Origin of the sequence: Pantoea rwandensis (assembly GCF_002095475.1) — a bacterium.
GTDB classification, from domain to species: Bacteria; Pseudomonadota; Gammaproteobacteria; order Enterobacterales; family Enterobacteriaceae; genus Pantoea; species Pantoea rwandensis.
This window is the reverse complement of the sequence record NZ_MLFR01000017.1, coordinates 1-25,384: the sequence shown is the minus strand read 5'-3', so window position 1 is coordinate 25,384 and position 25,384 is coordinate 1. Positions and strand designations below refer to the sequence as shown.

Below are 25,384 nucleotides of genomic sequence, written 5' to 3'. Positions count from 1 at the left end.
ATCTGGCTCGCAGATGCAGAGCGGCTTAGCTCTCGGTGGGATCAATATCCAGCGTCCATTTGACTTTGCGCGCAGCCGGCAAGGTAGTCATTAGGGGTAGCGAACTGCTGAGCAGTTGTTGCAGGCGTTTGCGTGAAGGATGCTGCAACAGCAGTTGCCAGCGCCAGCGTCCACTCCGTTTGGGTGCCAGTGCCGGTACCGGCCCCATCAGCCACATCGCTTCATCTTTTAAGGGGCTGGCTTCCAGTAAATTGCGCAATTGCGTCAGGAATTCGGCGGCCTGGGCATTGTCCATGTCCTCCGCGCGAAACAGTGCATGGTTTGTCCAGGGTGGAAGCTGGACCGACTGCCGCTCCAGCAGCGTTTCTTCAGCAAAAGCGAAATAACCGCGATGCAGCAGTGTCTGTAATAACGGATGTTCTGGATGGTGCGTTTGCAGTAGCACTTCGCCCTGCTTGCCTGCGCGTCCTGCACGGCCCGCCACTTGGGTATAAAGCTGAGCAAAGCGCTCGGCGGCACGGAAATCAGCGGAGAACAAGGCGCCATCCACATCGAGTAGGGATACCAGCGTGACATCAGGGAAATGGTGGCCTTTGGCCAGCATCTGTGTGCCCACCAGAATGCGTGCGCCACCTCGATGGACATCAGCAAGATGTTGCTCCAGCGCGCCTTTACGGCTGGTGGTATCGCGATCAATACGTGAAACCGGTACGCCGGGGAAAAGGGTGCTGAGTTGTTGTTCCAGCTGTTCGGTGCCGACACCGACCGGCATCAAATGCGTCGAGCCGCAACCCGGACACTGATTGGGCAGCGGTCGCTGGCTATCGCAATGATGACAACGCAACTGGCGATGCTGCTGATGCAGCGTGTAATAACTGTCGCAGCGCTGGCACTCGGCTAACCAACCGCAGTCGTGGCACATCAACGCCGGGGAGAATCCACGACGGTTCAGAAACAGTAAAACCTGATTATCGGCTTGTAAATGCTGGCGCATTTTACCCAACAGCGCAGGCGCAAGACCGCCTTTCAGCTGCTGGCCCTTGAGATCGATGAGCTGCTGCAGTGCGGGTTTGGCGTTACCGGCACGTTTGGTGAGATTGAGCTGGCGATATTTTCCGACGCGGACATTGTGCAGAGTTTCCAGCGCAGGGGTAGCGGAGCCCATAACGATGGGGATGTTCTCTTCATGAGCGCGGAACACGGCTAAGTCACGCGCCTGATAACGCCATCCTTCCTGCTGCTTGTATGAGCTGTCGTGCTCTTCATCAATAATGATCACACCCGGCCGCGCCAGCGGCGTGAACAAGGCGGAACGTGTTCCGATGATGATCGCCGTTTCGCCACTCCGCGCGCGTAACCATACCGCCAGGCGTTCGCTGTCATTGAGTGCGGAGTGCAGTACATCGATGGGGGCATCAAAGCGTTCGCGAAAGCGAGCGATAGTTTGTGGTGTCAGACCAATTTCTGGAACCAGCACCAGCGCTTGTTTACCGCGTGCCAGCACGTTCTCTAAGACGCTGAGATAGACCTCTGTTTTGCCCGAGCCCGTAATACCGGCCAGAAGCCAGGCGGCATAGCTTTCATCTTCGCTCCGAATCGCGCCCACCGCCATCGCCTGGTCGGTATTGAGGCGCAGACGATCGCCCTTCACGGCGAAAGTGGTGCGCCAGTCATGCATCTGCGGCGCGTGTTCGCGCAAATCACATAAACCTTTGGCTCGCAGCGATTGCAGTGCCGCGTCGGTCAGGTCATGTTCGCTAACCTGATGGCGATAAAGGGGGTGCTGGCGCAAGGCGGCCAGTGCTTGCTGCTGCTTTGGTGCACGCTTCAGGCTCTCCATCGCCACTTCGCGTCCGCTTTCGTTAATCACCCATTGCCAGAGCGGTGCTTCCTGGGCCGGTTTTCCCTGACGCAGCAGTACCGGTAAGGCATGGTTCAGCACTTCGCCCAGTGGAGAGTGATAATAACCGGCCGCCCAGTTGAGGATGCGCCACAAAGCGGGGGAGAACAGGCTTTTATCGTCTAGCACACTCTCAAGCTGCTTCAGCTGCGCCAAAGGCAGATCGCTGCTTTCCTGATTCTTCACCACAATGCCAATCATTTTACGGTTGCCAAACGGAACACTGACGCGCGCGCCGACAACGGGCTGCGGCGCATCGGCGGGCAGCAAGTAGTCAAACAAGCGAGGCAGCGGAACGGGCAGGGCAACCTGAACAACGGGCATGTCGATCTCTATCCGATTCTGTAATAAGGAGAAGTAGTGTACACGCTGATACCATTGCCGGGTATGGTTGGCTAAGATTTGCCAGAGCTGGTCAATTTCTGTATACTATGCCGCCTTTGATGAGATCGCTCGTCAGAGATACACTTAATTATTAACCGCGTGTGGTGCTGTGCAGGTTCGCCTGGCATAGAGAGCGACACGGCCTTTTATGAGGTTCTCCCATGAAACAAGGTATTCACCCGAAATACGAAGCAGTGACCATCAACTGCTCTTGCGGTAACGTGATCAACACCCGTTCAACCATGACCGGTAGCCTGAACCTGGACGTGTGCGGCAAATGCCACCCGTTCTACACTGGCAAACAGCGTGTAGTTGATTCAGGTGGTCGTGTTGATCGCTTCAACAAGCGTTTCAGCGTGCCAACCAGCAAGAAATAAGATTATTTGCCATCGAATCTTCGGATTCGGAAGCAAGAAAAAACCCAGCCACGGCTGGGTTTTTTTGTTTCTGGAATCAGTATTCCCAAGTATCGGGATCGATGCCCATCTCACGCATAATCTGTTTGGCTTCTTCCGGAATCTCATCACTGCGTTCTTTGCGCAGATCAACATCATTCGGCAGAGGCTGCCCGGTGAAAGCATGCAAAAAGGCTTCACACAGCAACTCACTATTTGTGGCGTGACGCAGGTTGTTCACCTGACGGCGGGTGCGCTCATCCGTTAAAATTTTCAGCACTTTCAGCGGGATAGATACGGTTATCTTCTTAACCTGCTCGCTCTTCTTACCGTGTTCAGCGTAAGGGCTGATATATTCGCCGTTCCACTCAGCCATGGGTTACCTTAATCAATAAAAGTTGAATATGGGGAAATCCGTTGATTATGCCCGATTTTTCGATGCCTGACCGCTCATACTGCCGGTTTTATGCTTAAACATCGCTTTTCACAGGAAAGCGCGCTGAACACCAGGCGATGACGCGTAATTTTAGCGGGTATTGACCGTTTGCTCAATCTATACGCAAAGACATTTAGATGTCCAGATGTATTGACGTCTATGTGCTGAATGTTATTCTGTTGCCACTTCTTATTACTCTTCAGGAACAGTAAGCACCATGACGCGTAAACAGGCAACCATCGCAGTGCGCAGCGGTTTGAATGATGACGAGCAATATGGCTGCGTTGTCCCACCGATTCATCTCTCCAGCACCTATAACTTCCTCGACTTTAATGAGCCGCGTGCACATGACTATTCACGTCGCGGGAATCCAACGCGCGATGTGGTACAGCGCGCGCTGGCGGAGCTGGAAGGGGGGGCAGGGGCGGTACTGACCAACACCGGGATGTCAGCGATTCATCTGGTGACCACCGTGTTCCTGAAGCCGGGCGATCTGTTGGTCGCTCCACATGACTGTTACGGCGGCAGCTATCGCCTGTTCGATAGCATGAGCAAGCGCGGAGCCTATCGCGTGAAGTTTGTCGATCAGGGTGATAAAGCCGCATTGGCGGCAGCACTGGCAGAGAAACCCAAGCTGGTGTTAATTGAAAGCCCAAGTAACCCACTGCTGCGCGTGGTGGATATCGCCGGTATTTGCCAGGCGGCACGTGAAGCGGGTGCAATCAGTGTGGTGGATAACACTTTCCTGAGCCCGGCATTGCAAAACCCGCTGGCGCTGGGTGCCGATCTGGTGCTCCACTCCTGTACCAAATACCTGAATGGCCACTCTGATGTGGTGGCAGGAACGGTGATTTCTAAAGACCCAGCGATGGCGACAGAACTTGCCTGGTGGGCCAATAATATTGGTGTAACCGGCGCAGCGTTTGATAGCTACCTGTTGCTACGTGGTTTGCGCACGCTGGCTCCGCGTATGGCGGCAGCACAACGTAATGCACTGGCGATTGTTGATTACCTAAAGCAACAACCGCTGGTCAAAAAACTGTATCATCCGTCTCTGCCGGAAAATGCCGGACATGAGTATGCGGTGCGTCAACAACGTGGCTTTGGTGCGATGCTCAGCTTTGAACTCGACGCTGATGAAGCACGTCTGCGCCGCTTCCTGAAAGCGCTGCAGTTGTTCACCTTGGCGGAATCGCTGGGTGGCGTTGAGAGTCTGATTTCGCACACTGCCACGATGACACACGCAGGCATGTCTGCTGAAGCACGTGCGGCAGCGGGTATTTCGGAAACGCTGCTGCGTATTTCTGTCGGAATTGAAGATCACGAAGATTTAATCGCCGATCTGGATAATGCATTCCGGATCGCAGCCGAGGAGTAAGCATGACGAGTTCAGCAGGCGCGGGAACGCCTAACAAGCAGTTGCATAAATTTGGTGGCAGTAGCCTGGCCGATGCCCGTTGCTATCAACGCGTCGCCAGCATCATGGCGGATTACAGCCAGCCAGGCGACTTAATGGTGGTTTCTGCCGCGGGCAGCACCACCAATCAGCTGATTAGCTGGCTCAAGCTGAGCCAAAGCGATCGCTTATCTGCTCATCAGGTGCAACAAGCATTACGGCGCTATCACAGCGAGCTGATCGCTGCGTTATTGCCTGCTGAATTTGCTGAAACCCTGACAGCCGCATTTATCCGCGATCTGGAGCGGCTGGCAGTGCTGCTTGATGGCGTCATTTCGGATGCAGTCTATGCCGAAGTCGTGGGCCACGGTGAAATCTGGTCGGCGCGATTAATGGCTGCGGTATTGAGCCAGCGAGATATTGAAGCGGCATGGTTAGATGCACGTGATTTTCTGCGTGCCGAGCGTGCTGCCCAGCCACAGGTTGATGAAGGAAAATCCTGGCCGCTGTTGCAGGCGCTGTTAGCACAGCATCCGCATAAGCGTTTGGTCGTGACGGGCTTTATCAGCCGGAGTGATGCGGGTGAAACCGTGTTGTTAGGTCGTAATGGTTCGGATTACTCAGCCACCCAGATTGGTGCGTTGGCGGGTGTCGGTCGTGTGACGATCTGGAGTGATGTGGCGGGTGTTTACAGCGCTGATCCCCGTAAGGTTTCGGATGCGTGTCTTTTGCCGCTGCTGCGTCTCGATGAAGCCAGTGAGCTGGCGCGTCTGGCTGCACCGGTGCTGCATACCCGCACGCTACAACCCGTCTCCAACAGCGATATCGATCTGCAATTGCGTTGTAGTTACCAACCCGAGCAAGGCTCCACGCGCATTGAACGCGTGCTGGCTTCGGGCACGGGTGCGCGTATTGTGACCAGCCACGACGATGTGTGTCTGATAGAGATTCAGATACCGGACAATCACGATTTTAAAACGCAGCAGAAAGAGATCGATCTGCTGTTGAAACGGGCGCAGCTGCGTCCGCTTGCCATGGGTGTTCATCCCGATCGTCGTCTGCTACAGCTTTGCTACACCTCGGAAGTGGTGAACAGCGCATTCAGTCTGTTGCAGGACGCTGCGCTGCCGGGCCATCTGCAATTGCGTGATGGCTTAGCGCTGGTGGCGCTGGTAGGTGCAGGTGTTACGCGCAATCCACTGCACAGCCATCGTTTCTGGCAGCAAATCAAAGATCAGCCCGTTGAATTTGTCTGGCAATCGGAAGACCACATCAGCATCGTTGCTGTGTTGCGCGTTGGCCCGACGCAGCATTTGATTCAGGGACTGCATCAGTCCCTGTTCCGTGCGGAAAAACGTATTGGGTTGATGTTGTTCGGCAAAGGTAACATCGGTTCACGCTGGCTGGAACTGTTTGCGCGTGAACAGGAAGGATTGTCGGCACGCACCGGTTTTGAATATGTCTTGGCAGGCGTAGTAGACAGCAGCCGTAGCCTACTGAGCTATGAAGGGGTGGATGCTAGCCGTGCACTGGCCTTCTTTGACGACGAAGCTGAGGCGCGCGATGAAGAGTCGCTGTTCTTGTGGATGCGTGCACATCCGTTCGATGACTTGGTGGTGCTGGATGTGACCGCCAGCGCTCCACTGGCGCAACAGTATCTTGATTTCGCCAGTCACGGTTTCCATGTCATCAGCGCAAACAAAGTGGCGGGCGCATCAAGCAGCCAGAGCTGGCGTCAAATTCGTGATGCGTTTGCGAAAACCGGACGCCACTGGCTGTACAACGCCACTGTGGGTGCGGGATTACCTGTGAATCATACGGTGCGCGATTTGCGCGAGAGCGGTGACAGTATTCTGTCCATCAGCGGTATCTTCTCCGGGACGCTGTCCTGGCTATTCCTGCAGTTTGATGGCACGGTGCCGTTCAGTGAGCTGGTGGATCAGGCATGGCAGCAAGGCCTCACCGAGCCAGATCCGCGCGTGGATTTATCTGGCCAGGACGTGATGCGTAAACTGGTGATTCTGGCGCGTGAAGCGGGTTATGACATCGAACCGGATCAGGTACGTGTGGAGTCGTTAGTGCCGTCAGACTGTGAAGATGAGTCGATCGACCATTTCTTCGAGAATGCCGACGAGCTGAATACGCAGATGCTCGAACGCTACGAAGCGGCACAAGAGATGGGCCTGGTGCTGCGTTATGTGGCACGGTTTGATGCGAATGGCAAAGCGCGTGTCGGTGTGGAAGCGGTGCGTCCGGAACATCCGCTTGCGTCACTGCTGCCGTGCGATAACGTCTTTGCTATCGAGAGCCGTTGGTATCGTGATAACCCGTTGGTGATCCGTGGGCCTGGAGCAGGCCGCGATGTGACCGCCGGTGCGCTGCAGTCGGATATTAATCGCCTCGCACAGCTGCTGTAACCTGCCTTGCAGCGCAGACGGTGCCCGCCGTCTGCGCTTTTATCCCTTCGGTTTGCATGAAACACTTTCAACCTGGTTGAATATTTGTCACGCCTGTACATTAATTTTAAGTTGACGCTAACGCGCGAATAGTTCATTTTGAGCATCTGGACGTCTAAACGTATGGATGTTCACAGGCCGCAAGTTAATCGATATGTGACGACGAGGTAATCTGGATGAGTTTCTTTCACGCCAATCAGCGCGAAGCGTTGAACCAAAGCCTGGCTGAGCTGAACGGGCAAATTAACGTCTCTTTTGAATTTTTCCCGCCGCGCACCAGTGAAATGGAAGAAACCCTGTGGAGTTCAATCGATCGGCTGAGCATCCTGAAACCGAAATTCCTTTCCGTGACATACGGTGCGAACTCTGGCGAGCGCGATCGTACGCATAGCATCATTAAAGGCATTAAAGATCGCACCGGTCTGGAAGCGGCTCCGCATCTGACCTGTATTGATGCGACACGTGATGAGCTGCGCGGTATTGCCCGTGACTACTGGGAAAACGGCATTCGCCACATCGTGGCCCTGCGCGGCGATTTACCGCCCGGCAGTGGCAAGCCAGAGATGTACGGTGCTGATTTGGTCGAATTGCTGAAAGAAGTGGGCGATTTTGATATCTCAGTAGCGGCTTATCCGGAAGTGCATCCTGAAGCGAAAAGCGCGCAGGCGGATTTGATCAACCTGAAACGTAAAGTTGATGCCGGTGCCAATCGCGCCATTACGCAGTTTTTCTTCGATGTTGAAAGTTACCTGCGCTTCCGTGACCGCTGCGTCGCGGCAGGCATTGATGTAGAAATCGTTCCGGGAATTCTGCCGGTATCGAACTTCAAACAGCTACAGCGCTTCGCCACCATGACTAATGTGCGTGTGCCGGGCTGGATGAACACGATGTTCGAAGGTCTGGATAACGATGCAGAAACGCGCAAAATGGTCGGCGCCAATATCGCGATGGACATGGTGAAAATCCTGTCGCGTGAAGGGGTAAAGGATTTCCACTTCTATACGCTGAACCGTGCAGAACTAAGCTACGCGATCTGCCACACGCTGGGTGTGCGTCCGCCTGCCTCGGCCTGATTAGCTAAAATGGAATTATGAAGAAGTGGGGCCAAAGCGCCCTAATGCCGCGCACTTAAGCCAATGAGTGCGTATTGAACCCGGTACGCATGAATGCGTACCCTACGAAAACCACGCTGAACCTCGCGCACCCCACGAAAACCATGCTGAACTTCGCGCACCCTACGAAAACAATGCTGAACCTCTCGCACCCTACGAAAACCATGCTGAACCTCGCACACCCTACGAAAACCATGCTGAACCTCTCGCACCCTACGAAAACCATGCTGAACCTCGCGCACCCCACGAAAACCATGCTGGGCCTCTCGCACCTTACGAAAACCATGCTGAACTTCGTAGGGGCGCCATTTATGGCGCCCGCTAAGCGATCAGGGACGAGACAGCGACTTTACGTAATTTGTCGCCTCTTCCCGCGACGCGCACCGCCCATGAAAAAAGGGGCACATTGGCCCCTTCATGATTAGCGTTTCCCGCAACTAGCCAGTATTACGCATACCCGCCGCGACACCCGCAATGGTCACCATCAGCGCTTGTTCAACACGCGCATCCGGTTCGTCACCACGCGCTTCCTGCGCACGCGCACGATGCAGCAGTTCTGCCTGCAGCACGTTGAGCGGATCGGTGTAGACATTACGCAGTGCGATCGACTCGGCAATCCACGGCTGGTCAGCCATTAAGTGCGCATCGTTGGCGATGGTCAGCACGGCTTTGATATCGGCAGCCAGTTGATCGCGCAGCTGCTGGCCCAGCGGCCACAATGATTTATCCACCAGACGCTGATCGTAGTATTCCGCCAGCCACAAGTCGGCTTTCGAGAATACCATCTCCAGCATGCCCAGACGCGTGGCGAAGAACGGCCACTCGCTGCACATCGCTTCTAACTGATCCTGATGACCTTCATCCATCGCTTTCTGCAACGCGGCACCGGCACCGAGCCACGCAGGCAGCATCAGGCGGTTCTGTGTCCAGGCAAAGATCCATGGAATCGCGCGCAGTGATTCAACACCACCGGTTGGACGACGCTTCGCCGGGCGCGAACCGAGCGGCAATTTGCCCAACTCCTGCTCTGGCGTTGCCGAACGGAAGTACGGCACGAAGTCCGGATTTTCACGCACATAACCGCGATACATGGCGCAGGAATGGGCAGACAGACCGTTCATGATCTCCTTCCACTCGCGCTTAGGTTCTGGTGGTGGCATCAGGTTGGCTTCGAGAATCGCGCCGGTATAAAGAGACAAGCTGGCGATGGTGACTTCTGGCAAACCGTACTTGAAGCGAATCATCTCGCCCTGTTCGGTGACGCGCAGGCCGCCTTTCAGGCTGCCCGGCGGTTGCGACAGCAGTGCTGCGTGCGCAGGTGCGCCGCCACGGCCAATCGAACCACCGCGTCCGTGGAACAGCGTCAGGGTGATGCCCGCTTTTTCACAGGTTTTGATCAGCGCATCTTGTGCTTCGTATTGCGCCCAGCTCGCCGCCATCACACCGGCATCTTTCGCTGAGTCGGAATAGCCAATCATCACCATCTGTTTGCCGTTGATGAAACCGCGATACCAGTCGATATTCAGCAACTGCGTCATCACGTCATTGGCGTTGTTCAAATCGTCGAGCGTTTCGAACAGCGGTGCAACTGGCATTGCATAAGGAATGCCCGCTTCTTTCAGCAGCAGATGAACCGCCAGCACGTCTGATGGTGTTTTGGCCATCGAAATCACGTAGGAAGCGATGGAACCTTGTGGCGCTTCGGCCACCACTTTACAGGTATCCAACACTTCACGGGTGTTGTCGCTTGGCTCCCATTGATGTGGCAGTAGCGGACGCTTGGAATTCAGTTCACGGATCAGGAATGCCTGCTTATCGGCTTCTGACCAGCTTTCATAATCACCAAGGCCGAGGTAACGCGTGACTTCCGCAATGGCTTCAGTATGGCGTGTGCTTTCCTGACGAATATCGATGCGCACCAGTGGCACACCAAAGCACTTCACGCGGCGCAACGTATCCAGTAATTGACCGTTGGCGACAATGCCCATGCCGCACTGCTGCAGCGATTGATAGATAGCGAACAGCGGCTGCCACAGCTGATCGTTGGAGACCAGCAGATCGGCAGGGCGCGGCAGGCGCTCGCCTTTCAAACGACGGCCCAGATAGGCTTGGGTGGTCATCAGCTGGCTGCGGATGCGCTTCAGGATCATGCGATAAGGTTCCATGGCTTCAGGATCGCCACAGAGTTCACGGACTTCGTCGTTGCATTCTGCCATCGACAGCTCTGAGATCAGCACACCGACATCACGCAGGAACAGATCGGCGGCTTTCCAGCGGCTCAGTTGCATCGCGTGGCGCGTGATAGGCGCAGTCACGTTCGGGTTACCGTCGCGGTCACCGCCCATCCATGAGGTGAATTGCACCGGCACAAAATCCACAGGCAGTTTGATGCCAAAGGTCTCTTCGACTTGTTCGTTCAGCTCACGCAGGAAAGCAGGTACGCCTTGCCACAGGCTGTTTTCAACCACGGCAAACCCCCATTTCGCTTCATCAATAGGCGTTGGGCGATACTTACGGATTTCATCGGTATGCCAGGCTTGTGCCACCAGTTGACGCAAGCGGCGCATCACCTGCGTGCGCTCATAATCGGAGATGTCGCTGTGGTCGAGTTGCTGCAAGCAGCTGTTAACTTCGCCCAGCATATGGATCAGCGTACGGCGCGTAATTTCGGTTGGGTGCGCAGTCAGCACCAGCTCCAGCGACAGTGATTCAATGGCTTTACGAATAGCCGCTTCGCTCAGATCGCCTTGCTGCTTGAGGTGCTCAAAGGTTTTTTTCAACAGCTCAGGGTTATTTGCGCCATCGCCGCTGCGGGAAATGGTCTGGTACTGTTCGGCCACGTTGGTCAGGTTGAGGAACTGGCTAAAGGCACGTGCAACAGGCAGTAACTCGTCATTAGACAGGTTTTGCAGCGTGTGCAGCAGTTCCTTACGATCGGTGTCATTGCCTGCGCGGGATGACTTAGAGAGCTTACGGATCGTCTCCACCTTGTCGAGAATGTTCTCTCCCAGTGCATCCTTAATCGTATCCCCGAGCAGTTTGCCGAGCATACTGACATTACTTCGCATTGCGGAATATTGTTCGTTCATTTGACCCTGACACCCTTATCGTCTTGAAAGTACCCTTACACCCAACGGGCATAACATCGTCTTTTATCTAGCCATGGTTCTGACTGTTCGTCAATTGACTTAAATTGACAATAATTCGCTGCTAACTCACGGAAATTCATAGAATTAACTTGAGGTGAAGCGAGATAAGTTATTCTTATTATCAAATCCCGAACAATGACCGGGCAATTTGCTGTTTTCACAGTGAATTGCCCCATCCATTATTCATCAGCGACAAAAATGCTGCACAACCTGCGTGATAAGCGCATGAGTTGGCTTAATAAATGCGGTATCAATAAACTCATCAGGTTGGTGGGCTTGATTGATCGATCCTGGTCCTAATACCAGGGTTGGACACAATTGCTGGATAAAAGGCGCTTCGGTGCAATAGTTCACCACTTCAGTCGGCACACCCAGCAGTTTCTCCACCACTTTCACCAATTCATGATCGGCCGGACATTCGTAGCCAGGAATCGGTGGATGTAACTCACCAACCGTTAAACGCCCCGGCCAACGCTCGCTCACTGGCGCCAGCGCTTCGTTCAGCAGGCCGTCCAGATCGCTCAGGGTTAATCCCGGCAGCGGACGAATATCCATATGTAATTCGCAACAGGCGCAAATACGGTTCGCTGCATCGCCACCGTGAATGTGGCCAAAGTTCATGGTCGGATAGGGGATAGCGAAACCATCATGGTTGTAACGCTCTTTCAGCGTGTTACGCAGCTGCATCAAGTGAGTAATCGACTCATGCATCAATTCAATGGCGTTTACACCGCGCGCGGGATCGCTGGAGTGACCAGACTGGCCCTGAATGCGGATGGCATGTGACAGGTGGCCTTTATGCGCACGCACAGGTTTCAGTGACGTTGGCTCACCGATGATGGCGCAATCCGGGCGCAGCTGGGTGGTTTCTGAAAAATATTTCGCACCGGCCATGGTAGTTTCTTCGTCGGCGGTGGCGAGGATATACAGCGGCTTGCTGAGTTTGGTCACGTCAACGTCACGCAGCGCATCCAGAATAAAGGCAAAGAAGCCTTTCATGTCTGCGGTACCTAAACCGTATAGCTTGTTGTCGTGTTCAGTCAGGGTGAAAGGATCACGCGTCCAGCGGCCATCATCGTAAGGAACGGTGTCGGTATGACCGGCTAGCAGCAGGCCGCCCGCACCCAATCCGCTGCGCGCCAGCATGTTGAATTTATGGCGTGTGCCAGGCACCGGTTGCACCTCAACACTGAAGCCCAAATCGCGGAACCAGCTTGCCAGTAAATTGATTAAAGTTTCATTGCTCTGATCCATCGCGCTGTCGGTAGCGCTGATCGATGGTGTGGCAATCAACTGGCGGTAGAGTTCGATAAAAGGTGGTAATTTTGTCTTCACTGTTGACGGTCCTTGGGTTAGGATGTATCAATATTCATGCATTAATAGTGAATAAAAATACAATAACGTCGCTTGCTTGTGAAGGATGAAATCTTCTGCAAACGGCATCGTGGGCAACGGGGCAAGGCCGCGACCCGGAATGTGTGACTGTAATAAGGTATACAGCCTGATGTTGAATACGCTGATCGTTGGTGCCAGTGGTTATGCTGGCGTAGAGCTTGCCACCTACCTGAATCGCCATCCGCATATGAACATAACCGCTTTGGCGGTTTCAGCGCAAAGCCCGGATGCCGGAAAATTACTGTCGGATTTGCATCCGCAGCTCAAAGGCATTGTGGATATGCCTCTGCAGCCACTGAGCGATGCCGCCGAATGGGCCGATAAAGTTGATGTGGTATTCCTGTGTACCGCCCATGAAGTGAGCCACGATCTGGCGCCTGAATTCCTTAAAGCGGGCTGCGTGGTGTTCGACCTTTCCGGTGCGTTCCGCGTCAACGACGATGCCTTCTATACCCAGTATTATGGTTTCAGCCATCAACATCAGGATTGGCTGGATAAAGCCGTCTATGGTTTGGCCGAATGGCAGCACGACAAGATTAAAGATGCACAGCTGGTTGCTGTGCCAGGTTGCTACCCAACGGCTGCACAATTGTCATTGAAGCCGCTGATCGAAGCCGGTTTGCTTAACGATGCACAATGGCCGGTGATTAATGCCACCAGCGGCGTGAGCGGCGCAGGGCGTAAAGCCAATGTCGGTACCAGCTTCTGTGAAGTGAGCCTGCAGCCGTATGGCCTGTTCAATCATCGTCATCATCCTGAAATCGTGGCGCATCTCGGTACGCCCGTGATCTTCACCCCACATCTGGGCAGCTTCCCACGCGGAATTCTGTCCACCACCACCTGCCGCCTGAAAGCGGGTGTGACGCAGCAAGATGTGGCGGATGCTTTCCACAAGGCGTACCACGACAAACCGTTGGTGCGCGTGTATGACAAAGGTGTACCGGCACTCAAAGCGGTGGTCGGCCAGCCATTCTGCGACATCGGCTTTGCGATGCAGGGTGAACACCTGATCGTGGTCGCTGCCGAAGACAACCTATTGAAAGGTGCCTCTTCGCAGGCGGTTCAATGCTTAAACATTCGTTTCGGCTTCCCCGAAACGCTGTCACTGATTTAACGGACGGAAACTGCAATGAATCCATTGATCATTAAACTGGGCGGCGTACTGCTGGATAGCGAAGAAGCGCTGGCTCGTCTGTTTGATGCACTGCTGGCCTACCGCAATGAGTATCAGCGCCCGCTGATCATTGTGCACGGCGGCGGCTGCCTGGTTGACGAGTTGATGAAGAAGCTCGCACTGCCAGTGAAAAAGAAGAACGGTTTACGCGTGACGCCGGCCGATCAGATTGACATTATTACCGGTGCCTTAGCGGGCACAGCGAACAAAACGCTGCTGGCTTGGGCGAAGAAATACGGCATCGGTGCGGTGGGCTTGTGCCTTGGCGATGCAGGCTTGGTGAATGTGGCGCAGTTCGACGAAGAACTTGGCCATGTGGGCAATGCCACACCGGGCAATGCTGCGCTGGTGAACACCTTACTGAGCGCCGGATATATGCCGGTGATCAGCTCAATCGGTATTACCGATGGCGGCGAGCTGATGAACGTCAACGCTGACCAGGCGGCGACCGCGCTGGCGGCGACCATCGGTGCTGATTTAGTGCTGCTGTCAGATGTTAGCGGTATTCTCGATGGCAAAGGTCAGCGCATCGAAGAGATGACGGCCGAGAAAGCACAGCAGCTGATCGATCAGGGCATTATCACTGATGGCATGATCGTTAAAGTTAACGCGGCACTCGATGCAGCGCGTACATTAGGTCGCCCGGTCGATATCGCCAGCTGGCGCCATGCTGAACAGCTGCCAACCCTTTTCAACGGCGTGTCTATTGGCACCCGGATTCTCGCATAATCAAGGATTTAAGACATGAGCACGCAAAACATCAAGAAAATCGTTCTGGCCTATTCAGGCGGTCTGGATACTTCAGCCATCATTCCATGGTTGAAAGAGAACTACGGTGGCTGTGAAGTGGTCGCTTTCGTGGCCAACATTGGTCAGGATCCAGCCGATCTGGAAGGCGTTGAGAAGAAGGCGCTACAGTCTGGTGCATCTGAGTGTCACGTGGCTGACCTGCGTGAAGAATTCATCAGTGAATACGTTTACCCGGTACTGCAGACCGGTGCGCTGTACGAAGGCACTTACCTGCTGGGTACCTCAATGGCGCGTCCTATCATCGCAAAAGCGCAGGTTGAGCTGGCGCTGAAAGTGGGCGCAGATGCGCTGTGCCACGGTGCGACCGGTAAAGGTAATGACCAGGTGCGTTTCGAAACCACCTACACCGCACTGGCTCCACAGTTGAAAGTGGTTGCGCCATGGCGTGAGTGGGATCTGCGTTCACGTGAAGCGCTGCTGGACTACCTGAAAGAGCGCAACATCCCGACCACTGCGTCGCTGGAAAAAATCTACAGCCGTGATGAGAACGCGTGGCATATCTCTACCGAAGGTGGCGTGCTGGAAAGCCCAGCAAATGCACCGAACAAAGATTGCTGGGTGTGGACCGTTGACCCACTGGAAGCGCCAGATCAGCCTGAGAACGTCACCGTGACCGTTGAGAAAGGTCGTGTGGTTGCGGTAAACGGCGAGAAGCTGAGCCCGTTCCAGTGTCTGGAAAAACTGAACGTGCTGGGTGCGAAACACGGCGTGGGCCGTATCGACATCGTGGAAAACCGTCTGGTCGGTATCAAATCTCGTGGCTGCTACGAAACCCCTGGCGGCACCATCATGGTCAACGCGCTGCGTGCGGTTGAGCAGTTGGTACTGGATCGTGATAGCTTCAAATGGCGTGAGCAGTTGGGCCATGAAATGTCTTACGTGGTTTACGACGGTCGCTGGTTCGCGCCGCTGCGTAAATCTATCCAAGCTGCTGCCGAATCACTGGCAGAAGACGTGAACGGTGAAGTGGTGCTGCAGCTGTATAAAGGCCAGGCTATCGCTACGCAGAAAACTTCAGCTAACAGCATGTACTCGGAAGAGTTCGCGACATTTGGCGAAGACGAAGTGTACGACCACAGCCATGCGGGCGGCTTCATCCGTCTGTTCTCTCTCTCTTCACGCATTCGTGCATTGAACGAGCAGAAGAAGTAACACCGCAGCAGATAACACATTTTGCAAGGGCGGCTTCGGGCCGCCCTTTCTATAACAGCATTCAGGAGTAAAGCAGATGGCACTTTGGGGCGGACGTTTTTCGCAGGCAGCAGACCAACGGTTCAAACAGTTCAACGACTCATTGCGTTTTGATTATCGTCTGGCAGAGCAAGACATCACCGGTTCGATTGCGTGGTCTAAAGCGCTGGTGACCGTCAATGTATTGAGCAGCGATGAGCAGCAGCAGTTGGAAGCCGCATTGAATGAACTGCTGGCAGAAGTGCGCGCCAATCCAGAGCAGATTCTGCAAAGCGATGCCGAAGATATCCATAGCTGGGTCGAGGGCAAGCTGATCGACAAAGTGGGTGCCTTGGGCAAAAAACTGCACACAGGCCGTAGCCGTAACGATCAGGTCGCTACCGATCTGAAACTGTGGTGCAAAGAGCAGGTTGTAGTATTGCTGGACGCGACGCGTGAGCTGCAATCTGCACTGGTTGCTACCGCAGAAGCTAATCAGGATGCAGTGATGCCGGGCTATACGCACCTGCAACGTGCACAGCCGGTGACGTTTGCTCACTGGTGCCTCGCCTATGTAGAAATGCTGGCGCGTGATGAGAGCCGTCTGCAGGACACCCTGAAGCGTCTTGATGTGAGTCCACTGGGTTGTGGCGCGCTGGCGGGTACCGCGTACGAAATCGACCGTCAGCAGCTGGCGGGCTGGTTAGGCTTCGCGTCTGCCACACGCAACAGTCTTGATACCGTATCGGATCGTGACCACGTGCTGGAACTGCTGTCAGATGCGTCAATCGGTATGGTACACCTGTCGCGCTTTGCTGAAGATTTGATCTTCTTCAACACCGGAGAAGCCGGTTTCCTCGAGCTGTCCGACAAGGTCACCTCAGGTTCTTCACTGATGCCACAGAAGAAAAACCCAGATGCACTGGAGCTGATTCGCGGCAAATGTGGTCGTGTACAGGGTGCACTGACCGGCATGATGATGACGTTGAAAGGCTTGCCGCTGGCCTACAACAAAGACATGCAGGAAGACAAAGAAGGCCTGTTCGATGCGCTTGATACTTGGGTCGACTGTCTGCACATGTCGGTACTGGTGCTGGATGGCATTCAGGTAAAACGCCCACGCTGCCAGGAAGCGGCCGAGCAGGGTTACGCCAACTCCACCGAACTGGCGGATTATCTGGTCGCGAAGGGTGTCCCATTCCGTGAAGCGCACCACATTGTCGGTGAAACCGTGATTGAAGCGATCAAGCAGGGCGTGGCGCTGGAAGCGTTAAGCCTGGCGCAATTGAAGCAGTTCAGTGCGGTGATTGAGGATGACGTTTATCCGATTCTGTCGCTGCAATCCTGCCTCGACAAGCGCAATGCGCAAGGTGGCGTGTCACCACAGCAGGTGGCATTTGCCATCGCTGAAGCGAAAAAGCGTTTGGCGTAAAAAAAAGCGGGCTCCTTTTCGGTAGCCCGCCAACCTCTAGCTTCAGAAATACATATTGTTATAGGCACATCATCAAGGGCTGGCACTCCCGGCCAACACTATGATTTTTCGAGCTCATTGCAGGTGATGCTCGATGTCATCTCAACTTCATTTTCAACATTGCTTGCTATGGCCGGTATTATTCCCGTCTATCGCTTGATAGGCTAATCGTTCATTGCTATTCTATCTATCGCCACGGGCTATCGTGGTTTGGAGGAAATCAATGAACATTCGTGATCTGGAGTATCTGGTTTCGCTTGCGGAGCATCGCCATTTCCGGCGTGCAGCTGATGCTTGTCATGTCAGCCAACCTACCTTAAGCGGGCAGATTCGTAAGCTGGAAGATGAGCTCGGTGTGATGCTGCTGGAGCGTACCAGCCGTAAGGTGTTATTTACCCAAGCTGGACTGTTGCTGGTGGATCAGGCGCGAACTGTGCTGCGTGAAGTCAAAGTGCTGAAGGAGATGGCGAGCCAACAGGGCGAAGCGATGTCCGGACCGCTGCATATTGGTCTGATTCCGACTACTGGCCCGTATTTGCTGCCGCAGATTATTCCAATGCTGCATCAAACGTTCCCTAAACTCGAAATGTACCTGCACGAAGCACAGACGCAGCAACTGCTGGCACAGCTCGACAGTGGCAAACTGGATTGTGCGATTCTGGCGCTGGTGAAAGAGAGCGAAGCCTTTATTGAGGTACCGCTGTTTGACGAGCCGATGAAGCTGGCGATCTATAAAGATCACCCATGGCACGATCGCGATCGTGTGCCGATGTCGGATCTGGCCGGTGAAAAGCTGCTGATGTTGGAAGATGGTCACTGCTTGCGCGATCAGGCAATGGGCTTCTGCTTTGAAGCGGGTGCGGATGAAGATACTCATTTCCGCGCAACCAGTCTGGAAACGCTGCGTAATATGGTTGCGGCAGGAAGCGGTATTACTTTGCTGCCATCGTTGGCGGTGCCGAAGGAGCGTGTGCGTGATGGCGTGTGTTATTTGCCATGTTACAAGCCGGTACCACAGCGCACGATTGCTTTGGTGTATCGTCCAGGATCACCTCTGCGCAGCCGCTATGAGCAGCTGGCAGAAGCAATTAAAACCCATATGAAGGGTTATCTGGACACCTCGTTAAAACAGGCGGTTTAAACCGTTCAACGCGGCCACACGATAAGCCTCGGCCATTGTCGGATAGTTGAAGGTGGTATTCACGAAGTACTCAATCGTGTTGCCGCCGTTCTTCTGCTCCATGATGGCCTGGCCGATGTGAATAATCTCCGCCGCACGCTCGCCAAAGCAGTGAATGCCCAAAATCTCTTTGGTTTCGCGATGGAACAGGATTTTCAGACTGCCCACGTGCATCCCCACAATCTGCGCACGCGCCAGATGTTTGAACTGAGCACGACCCACTTCGTAAGGCACTTTCATCGCGGTCAGCTGCTGCTCGGTTTTACCCACTGAGCTGATCTCCGGAATAGTATAAATCCCGGTAGGAATATCCTCGATCAGATGGGCGGAGGCTTCACCTTTGATGATCGCTTGTGCGGCAATACGGCCCTGATCGTATGCGGCAGATGCCAGGCTCGGATAACCAATTACGTCACCCACGGCATAAATGTGCGGCTGGGCAGTCTGGTACATGCTGTTCACTTTCAACAGACCACGACCATCAGCTTCAAGCCCGACATTTTCCAGCGCCAGTGAATCGGTGTTACCGGTACGGCCGTTGGCGTACAGCAGGCAATCCGCTTTCACTTTTTTGCCCGACTTCAGGTGCATGATCACGCCATCGCTCACCCCTTCAATCTTCTCGAACTCTTCATTGTGACGAATCACTACGCCGCTGTTCCAGAAGTGATAGGAGAGCGAGTCTGACATTTCCTGGTCGAGGAAGGCCAACAGACGATCGCGGGTGTTAATCAGATCAACTTTGACGTTGAGGCCGCGGAAAATCGACGCGTATTCGCAACCAATCACACCGGCGCCATAAATAATCACGTGGCCGGGTTCATGATGCAGATTGAGAATGGAGTCGGAGTCGTAAATACGTGGATGCGTAAAGTCGACGTCTGCAGGGTGGTACGGACGTGAACCGCATGCAATCACGAATTTTTCTGCGGTTAAGCGCTCGCGGGTGCCGTCCGGTTGCTCCACTTCAATGGTGTTGGCATCAACAAAATGCGCATCGCCTTGATAAAGCTCGCAGCGGTTGCGCTCATAAAAACCCTGACGCATCGCAGTTTGCTGACTGATAACGTTTTCAGTGTGATTCAGGATGTCAGCAAATGAAGAGCGCAGGAGTCGGGTGTGGTCGCTATAAAGGGGGTTTTGATTGAACTCGATAATACGGCTAACAGCGTGACGCAAAGCTTTTGAAGGGATGGTTCCCCAGTGAGTACAACCGCCGCCGATGTTATGGTAGCGTTCGATCACTGCAATGCGCGCTCCCTGCTTTACCAGGCCCATTGCCGCACCTTCGCCGCCCGGACCGGAGCCAATCACAATGGCATCGTAATCGTAAGACTTTTGCATACCAGTACGTCCTATGTTTCTATACATTTTTACAACGAGATTCTAACATCTCGCCGCGCACTTCTGAATTCTAACAGCGAAAAATGCTCAGTTTTGACAAAGCGTGAGGTTCACAGACGTTCACAAGTTTGCCCCACTGTACGCTGAAAATTTTGTTATAGTGCCCTTCAGATCACTCAAAAGGCCGGAACAATGGGCGTTAGGGCGCAACAGAAAGAACGTACAAGACGTACGCTGATTGAAGCAGCCTTCAGTCAGTTAAGTGCAGAAAGGAGTTTTGCCAGCCTGAGTTTGCGTGAAGTTGCGCGTGAAGCCGGAATTGCACCTACCTCATTTTATCGTCACTTTAAAGATGTGGATGAACTGGGTCTGACCATGGTCGATGAAAGCGGCCTGATGTTGCGCCAGCTGATGCGTCAGGCACGCCAGCGCATCGCGAAGGGCGGCAGCATCATCAAGACATCGGTTTCCACTTTTATGGAATTTATCGGGAACAATCCCAACGCTTTTCGTCTCTTACTACGCGAGCGCTCCGGAACCTCCGCCGCGTTTCGTGCCGCAGTTGCACGTGAAATCCAACATTTTATCGCCGAATTAGCCGATTATCTTGAGCTGGAAAATCGCATGCCGCGCAGCTTCACTGAAGCGCAAGCCGAAGCGATGGTCACGATAGTGTTCAGTGCGGGTGCGGAAGCGCTGGATGTAGACATCGAACAACGTCGCAAATTGGAAGATCGTCTGGTGCTGCAATTACGCATGATCGCCAAAGGTGCTTATTACTGGTATCGCCGGGAGCAGGAACGCTTGGCGGTTACCTTGGAAAAACCCGAAGAGTAATGTGATAAGGATAATGAAATGATCGAGCAAAACCCTCGCGATAAAGGAACGCTGTTACTGGCTTTTATCACCGGTTTAGCTATCAACGGCTCCTTTTCGGTGCTGTTCAGTACTTTTGTACCCTTTTCGATTTTCCCATTGATTGCGCTAGGCTTAGCGGCCTGGTGCCTGCATCAGCGTTATCTCAACCGAAATATGCCCGATGGCATGCCTTCGCTGGCGGCGGCATTTTTCCTGCTGGGCATTCTGGTGTATAGCGCGCTGGTACGTGCCGAGTATCCGGATATCGGTTCCAACTTCATCCCGACCATTCTGATGGTGGCGCTGGTGTTCTGGATTGCTACCCGCTTCCGCCGGGCAAAGAGTAAGAACTGATATAAAAAGGGGAACCGCGAGGTTCCCTTTTTGTTTATGCTTTGCGCGTCAGCCAGACGCCGCATTCCATGTGATGGGTATACGGGAACTGGTCGAACAGTGCCAGCCGCGACACCTCATGCGTTTCACACAGTGTGGCGAGGTTATCGCACAGGGTTTGCGGATTACAGGAGATATAAAGGATGCGTGGATACGCCTGCACCATCTTCACGGTTTCCTCATCTAATCCACTGCGCGGCGGATCAACAAAGATGGTCTCGCACTGATAGCTCTTCAGGTCGATACCTTCTAAGCGGTTGAAGCTGCGTACGCCATTCATTGCCTGGGTAAACTCTTCTGCTGCCATACGGATAATCTGCACGTTATCGATATGGTTGGCTGCAATGTTGTACTGCGCTGATGCTACCGAAGGTTTCGCAATTTCCGTCGCCAGTACGCGATGGAAGTTGCGTGCCAGCGCCAGCGAGAAATTGCCGTTCCCGCAATAAAGTTCCAAGAGGTCGCCACGTGAACCTTTGGTCACATCCAACGCCCATTCCAGCATTTGAATATTCATCGCCGCATTAGGCTGGGTGAAACTGTTCTCTACCTGACGGTAAATCATCTCTTTACCCGCTACGGGCAGGCATTCATCGACGTAGTCTCGGTCAAGGCAGATTTTAGTTTTGGTCGCACGACCAATCAGCTGTACATCAATACCTTCGGCGCGCAGCTTGTCACGCAGTATTGTGGCGGCTTCTGTCCACTCCGCTTCCAGCTTGCGGTGGTAAAGCAGCGAGATCACAATCTGATTGCTCATGGTTGACAGGTAGTCGATCTGGAAAAGCTTGAAACGCAGCGCTTGGTTATCACGGATCGCGTCGATCAGTTTTGGCATCAACTGATTGATCAATTCACTCGCCGCAGGGAATTGATCCACACGGATGCGCTGCTTGGTCTCTTGATCAAAGATGATGTGGTAAAGATCGTCGCCATCATGCCAGATGCGGAATTCGGCGCGCATGCGATAGTGACTAACCGGTGAGCGGAACACCTCCACGTCAGGCGCCGCAAAGGGAGACATCATCGCCTGTAAACGGCTGACTTTTTCGGCCAGTTGCGCGTCGTATTGTTCAATTGGGAGTTGTTCGGGTGTCATCGTTCATCCTGGTAATAAGCCTACTTGCCGGGCGATTGTAGGCATTCACCTGCTGATGTCCAGTTCTGTGCAAAGATGATGGCGAGCAGTCTGGATTCCCGGCCTTCTTAACCGTAGACTGCGACAGCCGGCCTCCTTGAGTTAAAAGGGAATCCAGTGTGAATCTGGAGCTGACGCGCAGCGGTAAAAGAATGTCATGGTGGTCGTATCCACAAACACTGTCCTGCGGGATGGGAAGTTTTTCACCATTTATGATTCTCAGCCCGAAGACCTGCCGGTGTGTCGTCGCAATCACTACAACCATCGCGTGCTATCGGTTGTAGGCCTGCGGCATCCTGCTTCGTCTTTTGGATGCTTACAACAATGAATAAAAGCAAAACTACGCTGTGTGCCTTCAGTGCAACGGCGCTTTCACTCTGGGCTGCGTATGGCTACGCTCAGGATGATGATACGCAAATCGTCACCGCTAACCGTTTCGCCCAGCCAGTTTCATCGGTGCTGGCCCCGACGACCATTGTCACTCGTGATGAGATAGATCGCTGGCAGGCCAAAAGCCTGACTGATGTGATGCGCCGTTTGCCGGGCGTGGATATCGCGCAGAACGGTGGCCTCGGTCAATCCAGCTCGATGTTTATCCGTGGTACTAACTCCAGTCATGTGCTGATATTAATTGACGGCGTTCGCCTCAATCAGGCGGGTATTTCTGGTTCATCTGATCTAAGCCAGATTCCGCTGTCACTGGTGCAGCGCATCGAATATATCCGGGGCGCACGTTCTGCGGTGTATGGCTCGGATGCGATTGGTGGCGTGGTTAACATCATTACCGGTCGTGATAAACCAGGTACGACTTTAACGGCGGGTGTCGGTTCAAACGGCTACCAAAGCTATGATGGCTCCACGCAGCAGATGTTGGGCGATGCCACTAAGCTCACCATGGCGGGTAACTATACTTACACTAAAGGCTACGATGTCGTGGCAAACTTGCCTGACGTCTACGGTGACCCAGCACAGAAAGACCGTGATGGTTTTATGAGTAAAACGTTGTATGGATCGTTGGAGCATCAGTTCAGCGATGATTTCAGCGGCTTCGTCCGCGGTTATGGCTTTGACAACCGTACCGCTTACGATGGTTATCCAACCTACGTAGAGCCAAACACCTTTGTCGATACTCGCCAGCTTTACAGCCAAACCTGGGATACGGGTCTGCGCTTCAATCAGGGCATTTACTCTTCCCAGCTGATCGCCAGCTACAGCCACACCAAAGATTACAACTACAGCCCGCAGCTCGGTAAATACGATGCGACTGCCTCATTAAATGATGTGCAGCAGTACAACCTGCAGTGGGGCAATACTGTACAGGTTGGACACGGTGCAATCAGTGGTGGCGTGGACTGGCAGAAACAGACTTCGGAACCGGGTACGAACTCCACTATTCAAGGCCAGGAACAACGTAATACAGGTATTTATGCCACTGCGCAGCAGCAGTTCGGCAGCGTAACGCTGGAAGGGGCAGTGCGTGGCGATGACAATGATGCGTTTGGCTGGCACAACACCTGGCAAAGTAGCGCCGCGTGGGAGTTTGTTGACGGCTACAGTGTCTTCGCTTCTTATGGCACGGCATTTAAATCGCCGAATCTGGGACAACTCTACAGCCAGACCTACGGCAATCCAGATTTGAAGCCTGAGAAGAGCAAGCAGTGGGAAGGGGGTTTTGAAGGCCTGACGGGCCCGGTAAACTGGCGTGTATCGGGTTACCGCAATGATATCGACAACCTGATCGATAGCGACCCAAGCACCTACGTTTACTACAATATCGACAAAGCACGTATTAAAGGGGTAGAAGCCACAGCGTCCTTTGATACCGGCCCGCTGAGCCATCAAATCTCTTATGACTATGTTGATGCACGCGATGCTGAGACCAATCAGCAGCTGGTGCGCCGTGCTAAGCAACAAGTGAAATACCAACTCGACTGGACAATTTATAATTTTGACTGGTCTGTGACCTATCACTATCTCGGCGACCGCTACGATAACGACTATAACCACTCATATACTCCGCAGCGTGTGAAATTGGGCGGTGTAAGCTTGTGGGATCTCGCAGTGTCGTATCCGGTCACATCACAACTCACCGTTCGTGGTAGAATTGCCAACCTGTTCGATAAAGACTACGAGACAGTGTATGGCTATCAAACTCCAGGAACGGAGTACTACCTCAGCGCCAGCTACAGCTTCTGATCTGCGTCCCACCGTGCTGGTATTTGACTCTGGCGTCGGTGGGCTCTCGGTCCATGATGAGGTCCGGCAGTTATTGCCGGATCTTCACTATTTGTATGCCTTCGATAATGAAGGTTTCCCTTACGGCGAAAAAACCGAAGACTTTATTGTCGAGCGAGTGGTTGCCGTCGTTGATGCGATTACTCAGCGCTATCCACTGGCATTAGTGATTATCGCCTGTAACTCTGCCAGCACCGTTTCTTTACCTGCATTGCGTGAGCGATTCGAGTTTCCGGTTGTCGGTGTTGTGCCGGCGATCAAACCAGCTGCGCGCCTCACGCGTAATGGTGTCGTGGGATTGTTGGCGACACGCGGCACGGTAAAACGTCCTTATACTCATGAGCTGGTGGCGCAGTTTGCGCGCGAGTGCAAAATCGAAATGCTGGGTTCTGCTGAACTGGTAGAGCTGGCGGAAGCGAAGCTGCATGGTGAAGAGGTTAAGTTGGATGATGTGCGTCGCGCTGTACAACCTTGGCTGCGCATGAAAGAACCACCTGACACGGTGGTATTAGGGTGCACGCATTTCCCTCTATTACGCGATGAGCTTCAAATGGTGTTGCCTGAAGGCACACGTTTAGTGGATTCAGGCGCGGCTATTGCTCGTCGTACGGTATGGCTTTTAGAGCATGAATCGCCTCATGCAGTTTCTTCTGGTCAAAATATGGCATTTTGCACCCGTATGGATGATGAGGTGATGCAATTATCACCAGTTCTACAGCGTTATGGCTTCCCGCTGCTGGAAAAACTGGCGATTTAGTGGGGTTTCGTCGAAAAAAACAACACTCAGAATTTAATTTGTAATTAGCACTTGTCAGCCCAAAAGAAATCCCTATACTGCGCCTCCACTGACACGGAACAACGGCTTACGAAGCGAAGTGTTCAGGAGGTAGTCTTCAAGGCAACCTTCAGAAAAGCAAAAATAAATGCTTGACTGAGAATGCGGAAAGCGTAATATACGCATCCCGCGCCGCTAGAGAAATCGCGGCAT

The 25,384-nt window shown here is 53.6% G+C and carries 19 protein-coding genes and 1 riboswitch; of the genes, 13 read left to right on the top strand and 6 right to left on the bottom strand.

The window, feature by feature from the left end; genetic code table 11:
* Positions 1-25: 25 nt before the first annotated feature.
* Entirely contained in the window at positions 26-2,224 is a 2,199-nt protein-coding gene (gene priA, locus HA51_RS16080; RefSeq protein WP_084935630.1) for a primosomal protein N', read from the bottom strand.
* 221 nt (positions 2,225-2,445) lie between these two features.
* Here priA and rpmE point away from each other — a divergent pair, with 221 nt between their 5' ends.
* A complete protein-coding gene (rpmE, locus tag HA51_RS16075) occupies positions 2,446-2,661 on the top strand; it encodes a 50S ribosomal protein L31 (protein ID WP_084935629.1) in 216 nt (71 codons plus the stop codon).
* A 76-nt stretch (positions 2,662-2,737) separates the two neighbouring features.
* Here the strand turns inward: rpmE and metJ are convergent, their stop codons facing one another.
* Positions 2,738-3,055, bottom strand: coding sequence for a met regulon transcriptional regulator MetJ (gene metJ, locus HA51_RS16070; protein ID WP_034823729.1), 318 nt, complete (start codon positions 3,053-3,055; stop codon positions 2,738-2,740).
* A 277-nt stretch (positions 3,056-3,332) separates the two neighbouring features.
* On the opposite strand from metJ, the gene metB reads away from it, so the two are divergent.
* From metB to metF, 3 genes are all read left to right on the top strand, one after another.
* Positions 3,333-4,493, top strand: a complete 1,161-nt coding sequence (metB, locus tag HA51_RS16065; RefSeq protein ID WP_084935628.1) for a cystathionine gamma-synthase — start codon at positions 3,333-3,335, stop codon at positions 4,491-4,493.
* Positions 4,494-4,495: 2 nt separating this feature from the next.
* The gene (locus tag HA51_RS16060; protein ID WP_084935627.1) at positions 4,496-6,928 is read left to right on the top strand and encodes a bifunctional aspartate kinase/homoserine dehydrogenase II; all 2,433 of its coding nucleotides are present in this window, start codon (positions 4,496-4,498) and stop codon (positions 6,926-6,928) included.
* A 215-nt stretch (positions 6,929-7,143) separates the two neighbouring features.
* Complete coding sequence (gene metF / locus HA51_RS16055) at positions 7,144-8,040, top strand: methylenetetrahydrofolate reductase (protein ID WP_084935626.1); 897 nt, start codon at positions 7,144-7,146, stop codon at positions 8,038-8,040.
* Positions 8,041-8,516: 476 nt separating this feature from the next.
* Here the strand turns inward: metF and ppc are convergent, their stop codons facing one another.
* Together ppc and argE are read right to left on the bottom strand one after the other, a co-directional pair.
* On the bottom strand, positions 8,517-11,168 hold the full coding sequence (gene ppc, locus HA51_RS16045; RefSeq protein ID WP_084935624.1) for a phosphoenolpyruvate carboxylase: 2,652 nt from the start codon (positions 11,166-11,168) through the stop codon (positions 8,517-8,519).
* Between the two features lie 246 nt (positions 11,169-11,414).
* On the bottom strand, positions 11,415-12,563 hold the full coding sequence (argE, locus tag HA51_RS16040; RefSeq protein ID WP_084935623.1) for an acetylornithine deacetylase: 1,149 nt from the start codon (positions 12,561-12,563) through the stop codon (positions 11,415-11,417).
* 169 nt (positions 12,564-12,732) lie between these two features.
* Between argE and argC the strand changes: the two genes are divergently transcribed.
* From argC to oxyR, 5 genes are all read left to right on the top strand, one after another.
* Positions 12,733-13,737: an N-acetyl-gamma-glutamyl-phosphate reductase gene (argC, locus tag HA51_RS16035; RefSeq protein ID WP_084935622.1), complete on the top strand. Its 1,005-nt coding sequence runs from the start codon at positions 12,733-12,735 to the stop codon at positions 13,735-13,737.
* A 15-nt stretch (positions 13,738-13,752) separates the two neighbouring features.
* On the top strand, positions 13,753-14,526 hold the full coding sequence (gene argB / locus HA51_RS16030; RefSeq protein ID WP_084935621.1) for an acetylglutamate kinase: 774 nt from the start codon (positions 13,753-13,755) through the stop codon (positions 14,524-14,526).
* Positions 14,527-14,541: 15 nt separating this feature from the next.
* Positions 14,542-15,759 carry an argininosuccinate synthase gene (locus HA51_RS16025; protein ID WP_084935620.1) on the top strand — a complete coding sequence of 406 codons (1,218 nt, stop codon included), beginning with the start codon at positions 14,542-14,544 and terminating at the stop codon, positions 15,757-15,759.
* 76 nt (positions 15,760-15,835) lie between these two features.
* Positions 15,836-17,209 (top strand): argininosuccinate lyase, encoded by a 1,374-nt coding sequence (gene argH / locus HA51_RS16020; protein WP_084935619.1) that lies wholly within the window; start codon positions 15,836-15,838, stop codon positions 17,207-17,209.
* Positions 17,210-17,471: 262 nt separating this feature from the next.
* The gene (gene oxyR, locus HA51_RS16015; protein WP_084935618.1) at positions 17,472-18,389 is read left to right on the top strand and encodes a DNA-binding transcriptional regulator OxyR; all 918 of its coding nucleotides are present in this window, start codon (positions 17,472-17,474) and stop codon (positions 18,387-18,389) included.
* On the opposite strand, the gene sthA is transcribed toward oxyR, so the two are convergent.
* Positions 18,372-19,772 carry a Si-specific NAD(P)(+) transhydrogenase gene (gene sthA, locus HA51_RS16010; protein WP_084935617.1) on the bottom strand — a complete coding sequence of 467 codons (1,401 nt, stop codon included), beginning with the start codon at positions 19,770-19,772 and terminating at the stop codon, positions 18,372-18,374. The two genes, oxyR and sthA, sit on opposite strands and share 18 nt — an antisense overlap.
* A 192-nt stretch (positions 19,773-19,964) precedes the next feature.
* Here sthA and fabR point away from each other — a divergent pair, with 192 nt between their 5' ends.
* Positions 19,965-20,609 (top strand): HTH-type transcriptional repressor FabR, encoded by a 645-nt coding sequence (gene fabR, locus HA51_RS16005; protein ID WP_034823706.1) that lies wholly within the window; start codon positions 19,965-19,967, stop codon positions 20,607-20,609.
* Between the two features lie 18 nt (positions 20,610-20,627).
* Entirely contained in the window at positions 20,628-20,984 is a 357-nt protein-coding gene (locus tag HA51_RS16000; protein ID WP_084935616.1) for a YijD family membrane protein, read from the top strand.
* A 34-nt stretch (positions 20,985-21,018) separates the two neighbouring features.
* Here HA51_RS16000 and trmA read toward each other — a convergent pair whose 3' ends face one another.
* Entirely contained in the window at positions 21,019-22,122 is a 1,104-nt protein-coding gene (gene trmA / locus HA51_RS15995; RefSeq protein ID WP_084935615.1) for a tRNA (uridine(54)-C5)-methyltransferase TrmA, read from the bottom strand.
* 112 nt (positions 22,123-22,234) lie between these two features.
* A riboswitch (cobalamin riboswitch) is annotated at positions 22,235-22,415 on the top strand.
* Between the two features lie 70 nt (positions 22,416-22,485).
* Between trmA and btuB the strand changes: the two genes are divergently transcribed.
* Positions 22,486-24,357: a TonB-dependent vitamin B12 receptor BtuB gene (btuB, locus tag HA51_RS15990; RefSeq protein WP_084935614.1), complete on the top strand. Its 1,872-nt coding sequence runs from the start codon at positions 22,486-22,488 to the stop codon at positions 24,355-24,357.
* A complete protein-coding gene (gene murI, locus HA51_RS15985) occupies positions 24,302-25,153 on the top strand; it encodes a glutamate racemase (protein WP_084935613.1) in 852 nt (283 codons plus the stop codon). The genes btuB and murI overlap by 56 nt, the downstream gene beginning before the upstream one ends.
* Positions 25,154-25,384: the final 231 nt, after the last annotated feature.

Bases quoted from the DNA above. Each gene is read 5' to 3' on its own strand.
- priA (WP_084935630.1), bottom strand. From the start codon at position 2,224: ATGCCCGTTGTTCAGGTTGCCCTGCCCGTTCCGCTGCCTCGCTTGTTT.
- rpmE (WP_084935629.1), top strand. From the start codon at position 2,446: ATGAAACAAGGTATTCACCCGAAATACGAAGCAGTGACCATCAACTGC.
- metJ (WP_034823729.1), bottom strand. From the start codon at position 3,055: ATGGCTGAGTGGAACGGCGAATATATCAGCCCTTACGCTGAACACGGT.
- metB (WP_084935628.1), top strand. From the start codon at position 3,333: ATGACGCGTAAACAGGCAACCATCGCAGTGCGCAGCGGTTTGAATGAT.
- HA51_RS16060 (WP_084935627.1), top strand. From the start codon at position 4,496: ATGACGAGTTCAGCAGGCGCGGGAACGCCTAACAAGCAGTTGCATAAA.
- metF (WP_084935626.1), top strand. From the start codon at position 7,144: ATGAGTTTCTTTCACGCCAATCAGCGCGAAGCGTTGAACCAAAGCCTG.
- ppc (WP_084935624.1), bottom strand. From the start codon at position 11,168: ATGAACGAACAATATTCCGCAATGCGAAGTAATGTCAGTATGCTCGGC.
- argC (WP_084935622.1), top strand. From the start codon at position 12,733: ATGTTGAATACGCTGATCGTTGGTGCCAGTGGTTATGCTGGCGTAGAG.
- argB (WP_084935621.1), top strand. From the start codon at position 13,753: ATGAATCCATTGATCATTAAACTGGGCGGCGTACTGCTGGATAGCGAA.
- HA51_RS16025 (WP_084935620.1), top strand. From the start codon at position 14,542: ATGAGCACGCAAAACATCAAGAAAATCGTTCTGGCCTATTCAGGCGGT.
- argH (WP_084935619.1), top strand. From the start codon at position 15,836: ATGGCACTTTGGGGCGGACGTTTTTCGCAGGCAGCAGACCAACGGTTC.
- oxyR (WP_084935618.1), top strand. From the start codon at position 17,472: ATGAACATTCGTGATCTGGAGTATCTGGTTTCGCTTGCGGAGCATCGC.
- sthA (WP_084935617.1), bottom strand. From the start codon at position 19,772: ATGCAAAAGTCTTACGATTACGATGCCATTGTGATTGGCTCCGGTCCG.
- fabR (WP_034823706.1), top strand. From the start codon at position 19,965: ATGGGCGTTAGGGCGCAACAGAAAGAACGTACAAGACGTACGCTGATT.
- HA51_RS16000 (WP_084935616.1), top strand. From the start codon at position 20,628: ATGATCGAGCAAAACCCTCGCGATAAAGGAACGCTGTTACTGGCTTTT.
- trmA (WP_084935615.1), bottom strand. From the start codon at position 22,122: ATGACACCCGAACAACTCCCAATTGAACAATACGACGCGCAACTGGCC.
- btuB (WP_084935614.1), top strand. From the start codon at position 22,486: ATGAATAAAAGCAAAACTACGCTGTGTGCCTTCAGTGCAACGGCGCTT.
- murI (WP_084935613.1), top strand. From the start codon at position 24,302: ATGGCTATCAAACTCCAGGAACGGAGTACTACCTCAGCGCCAGCTACA.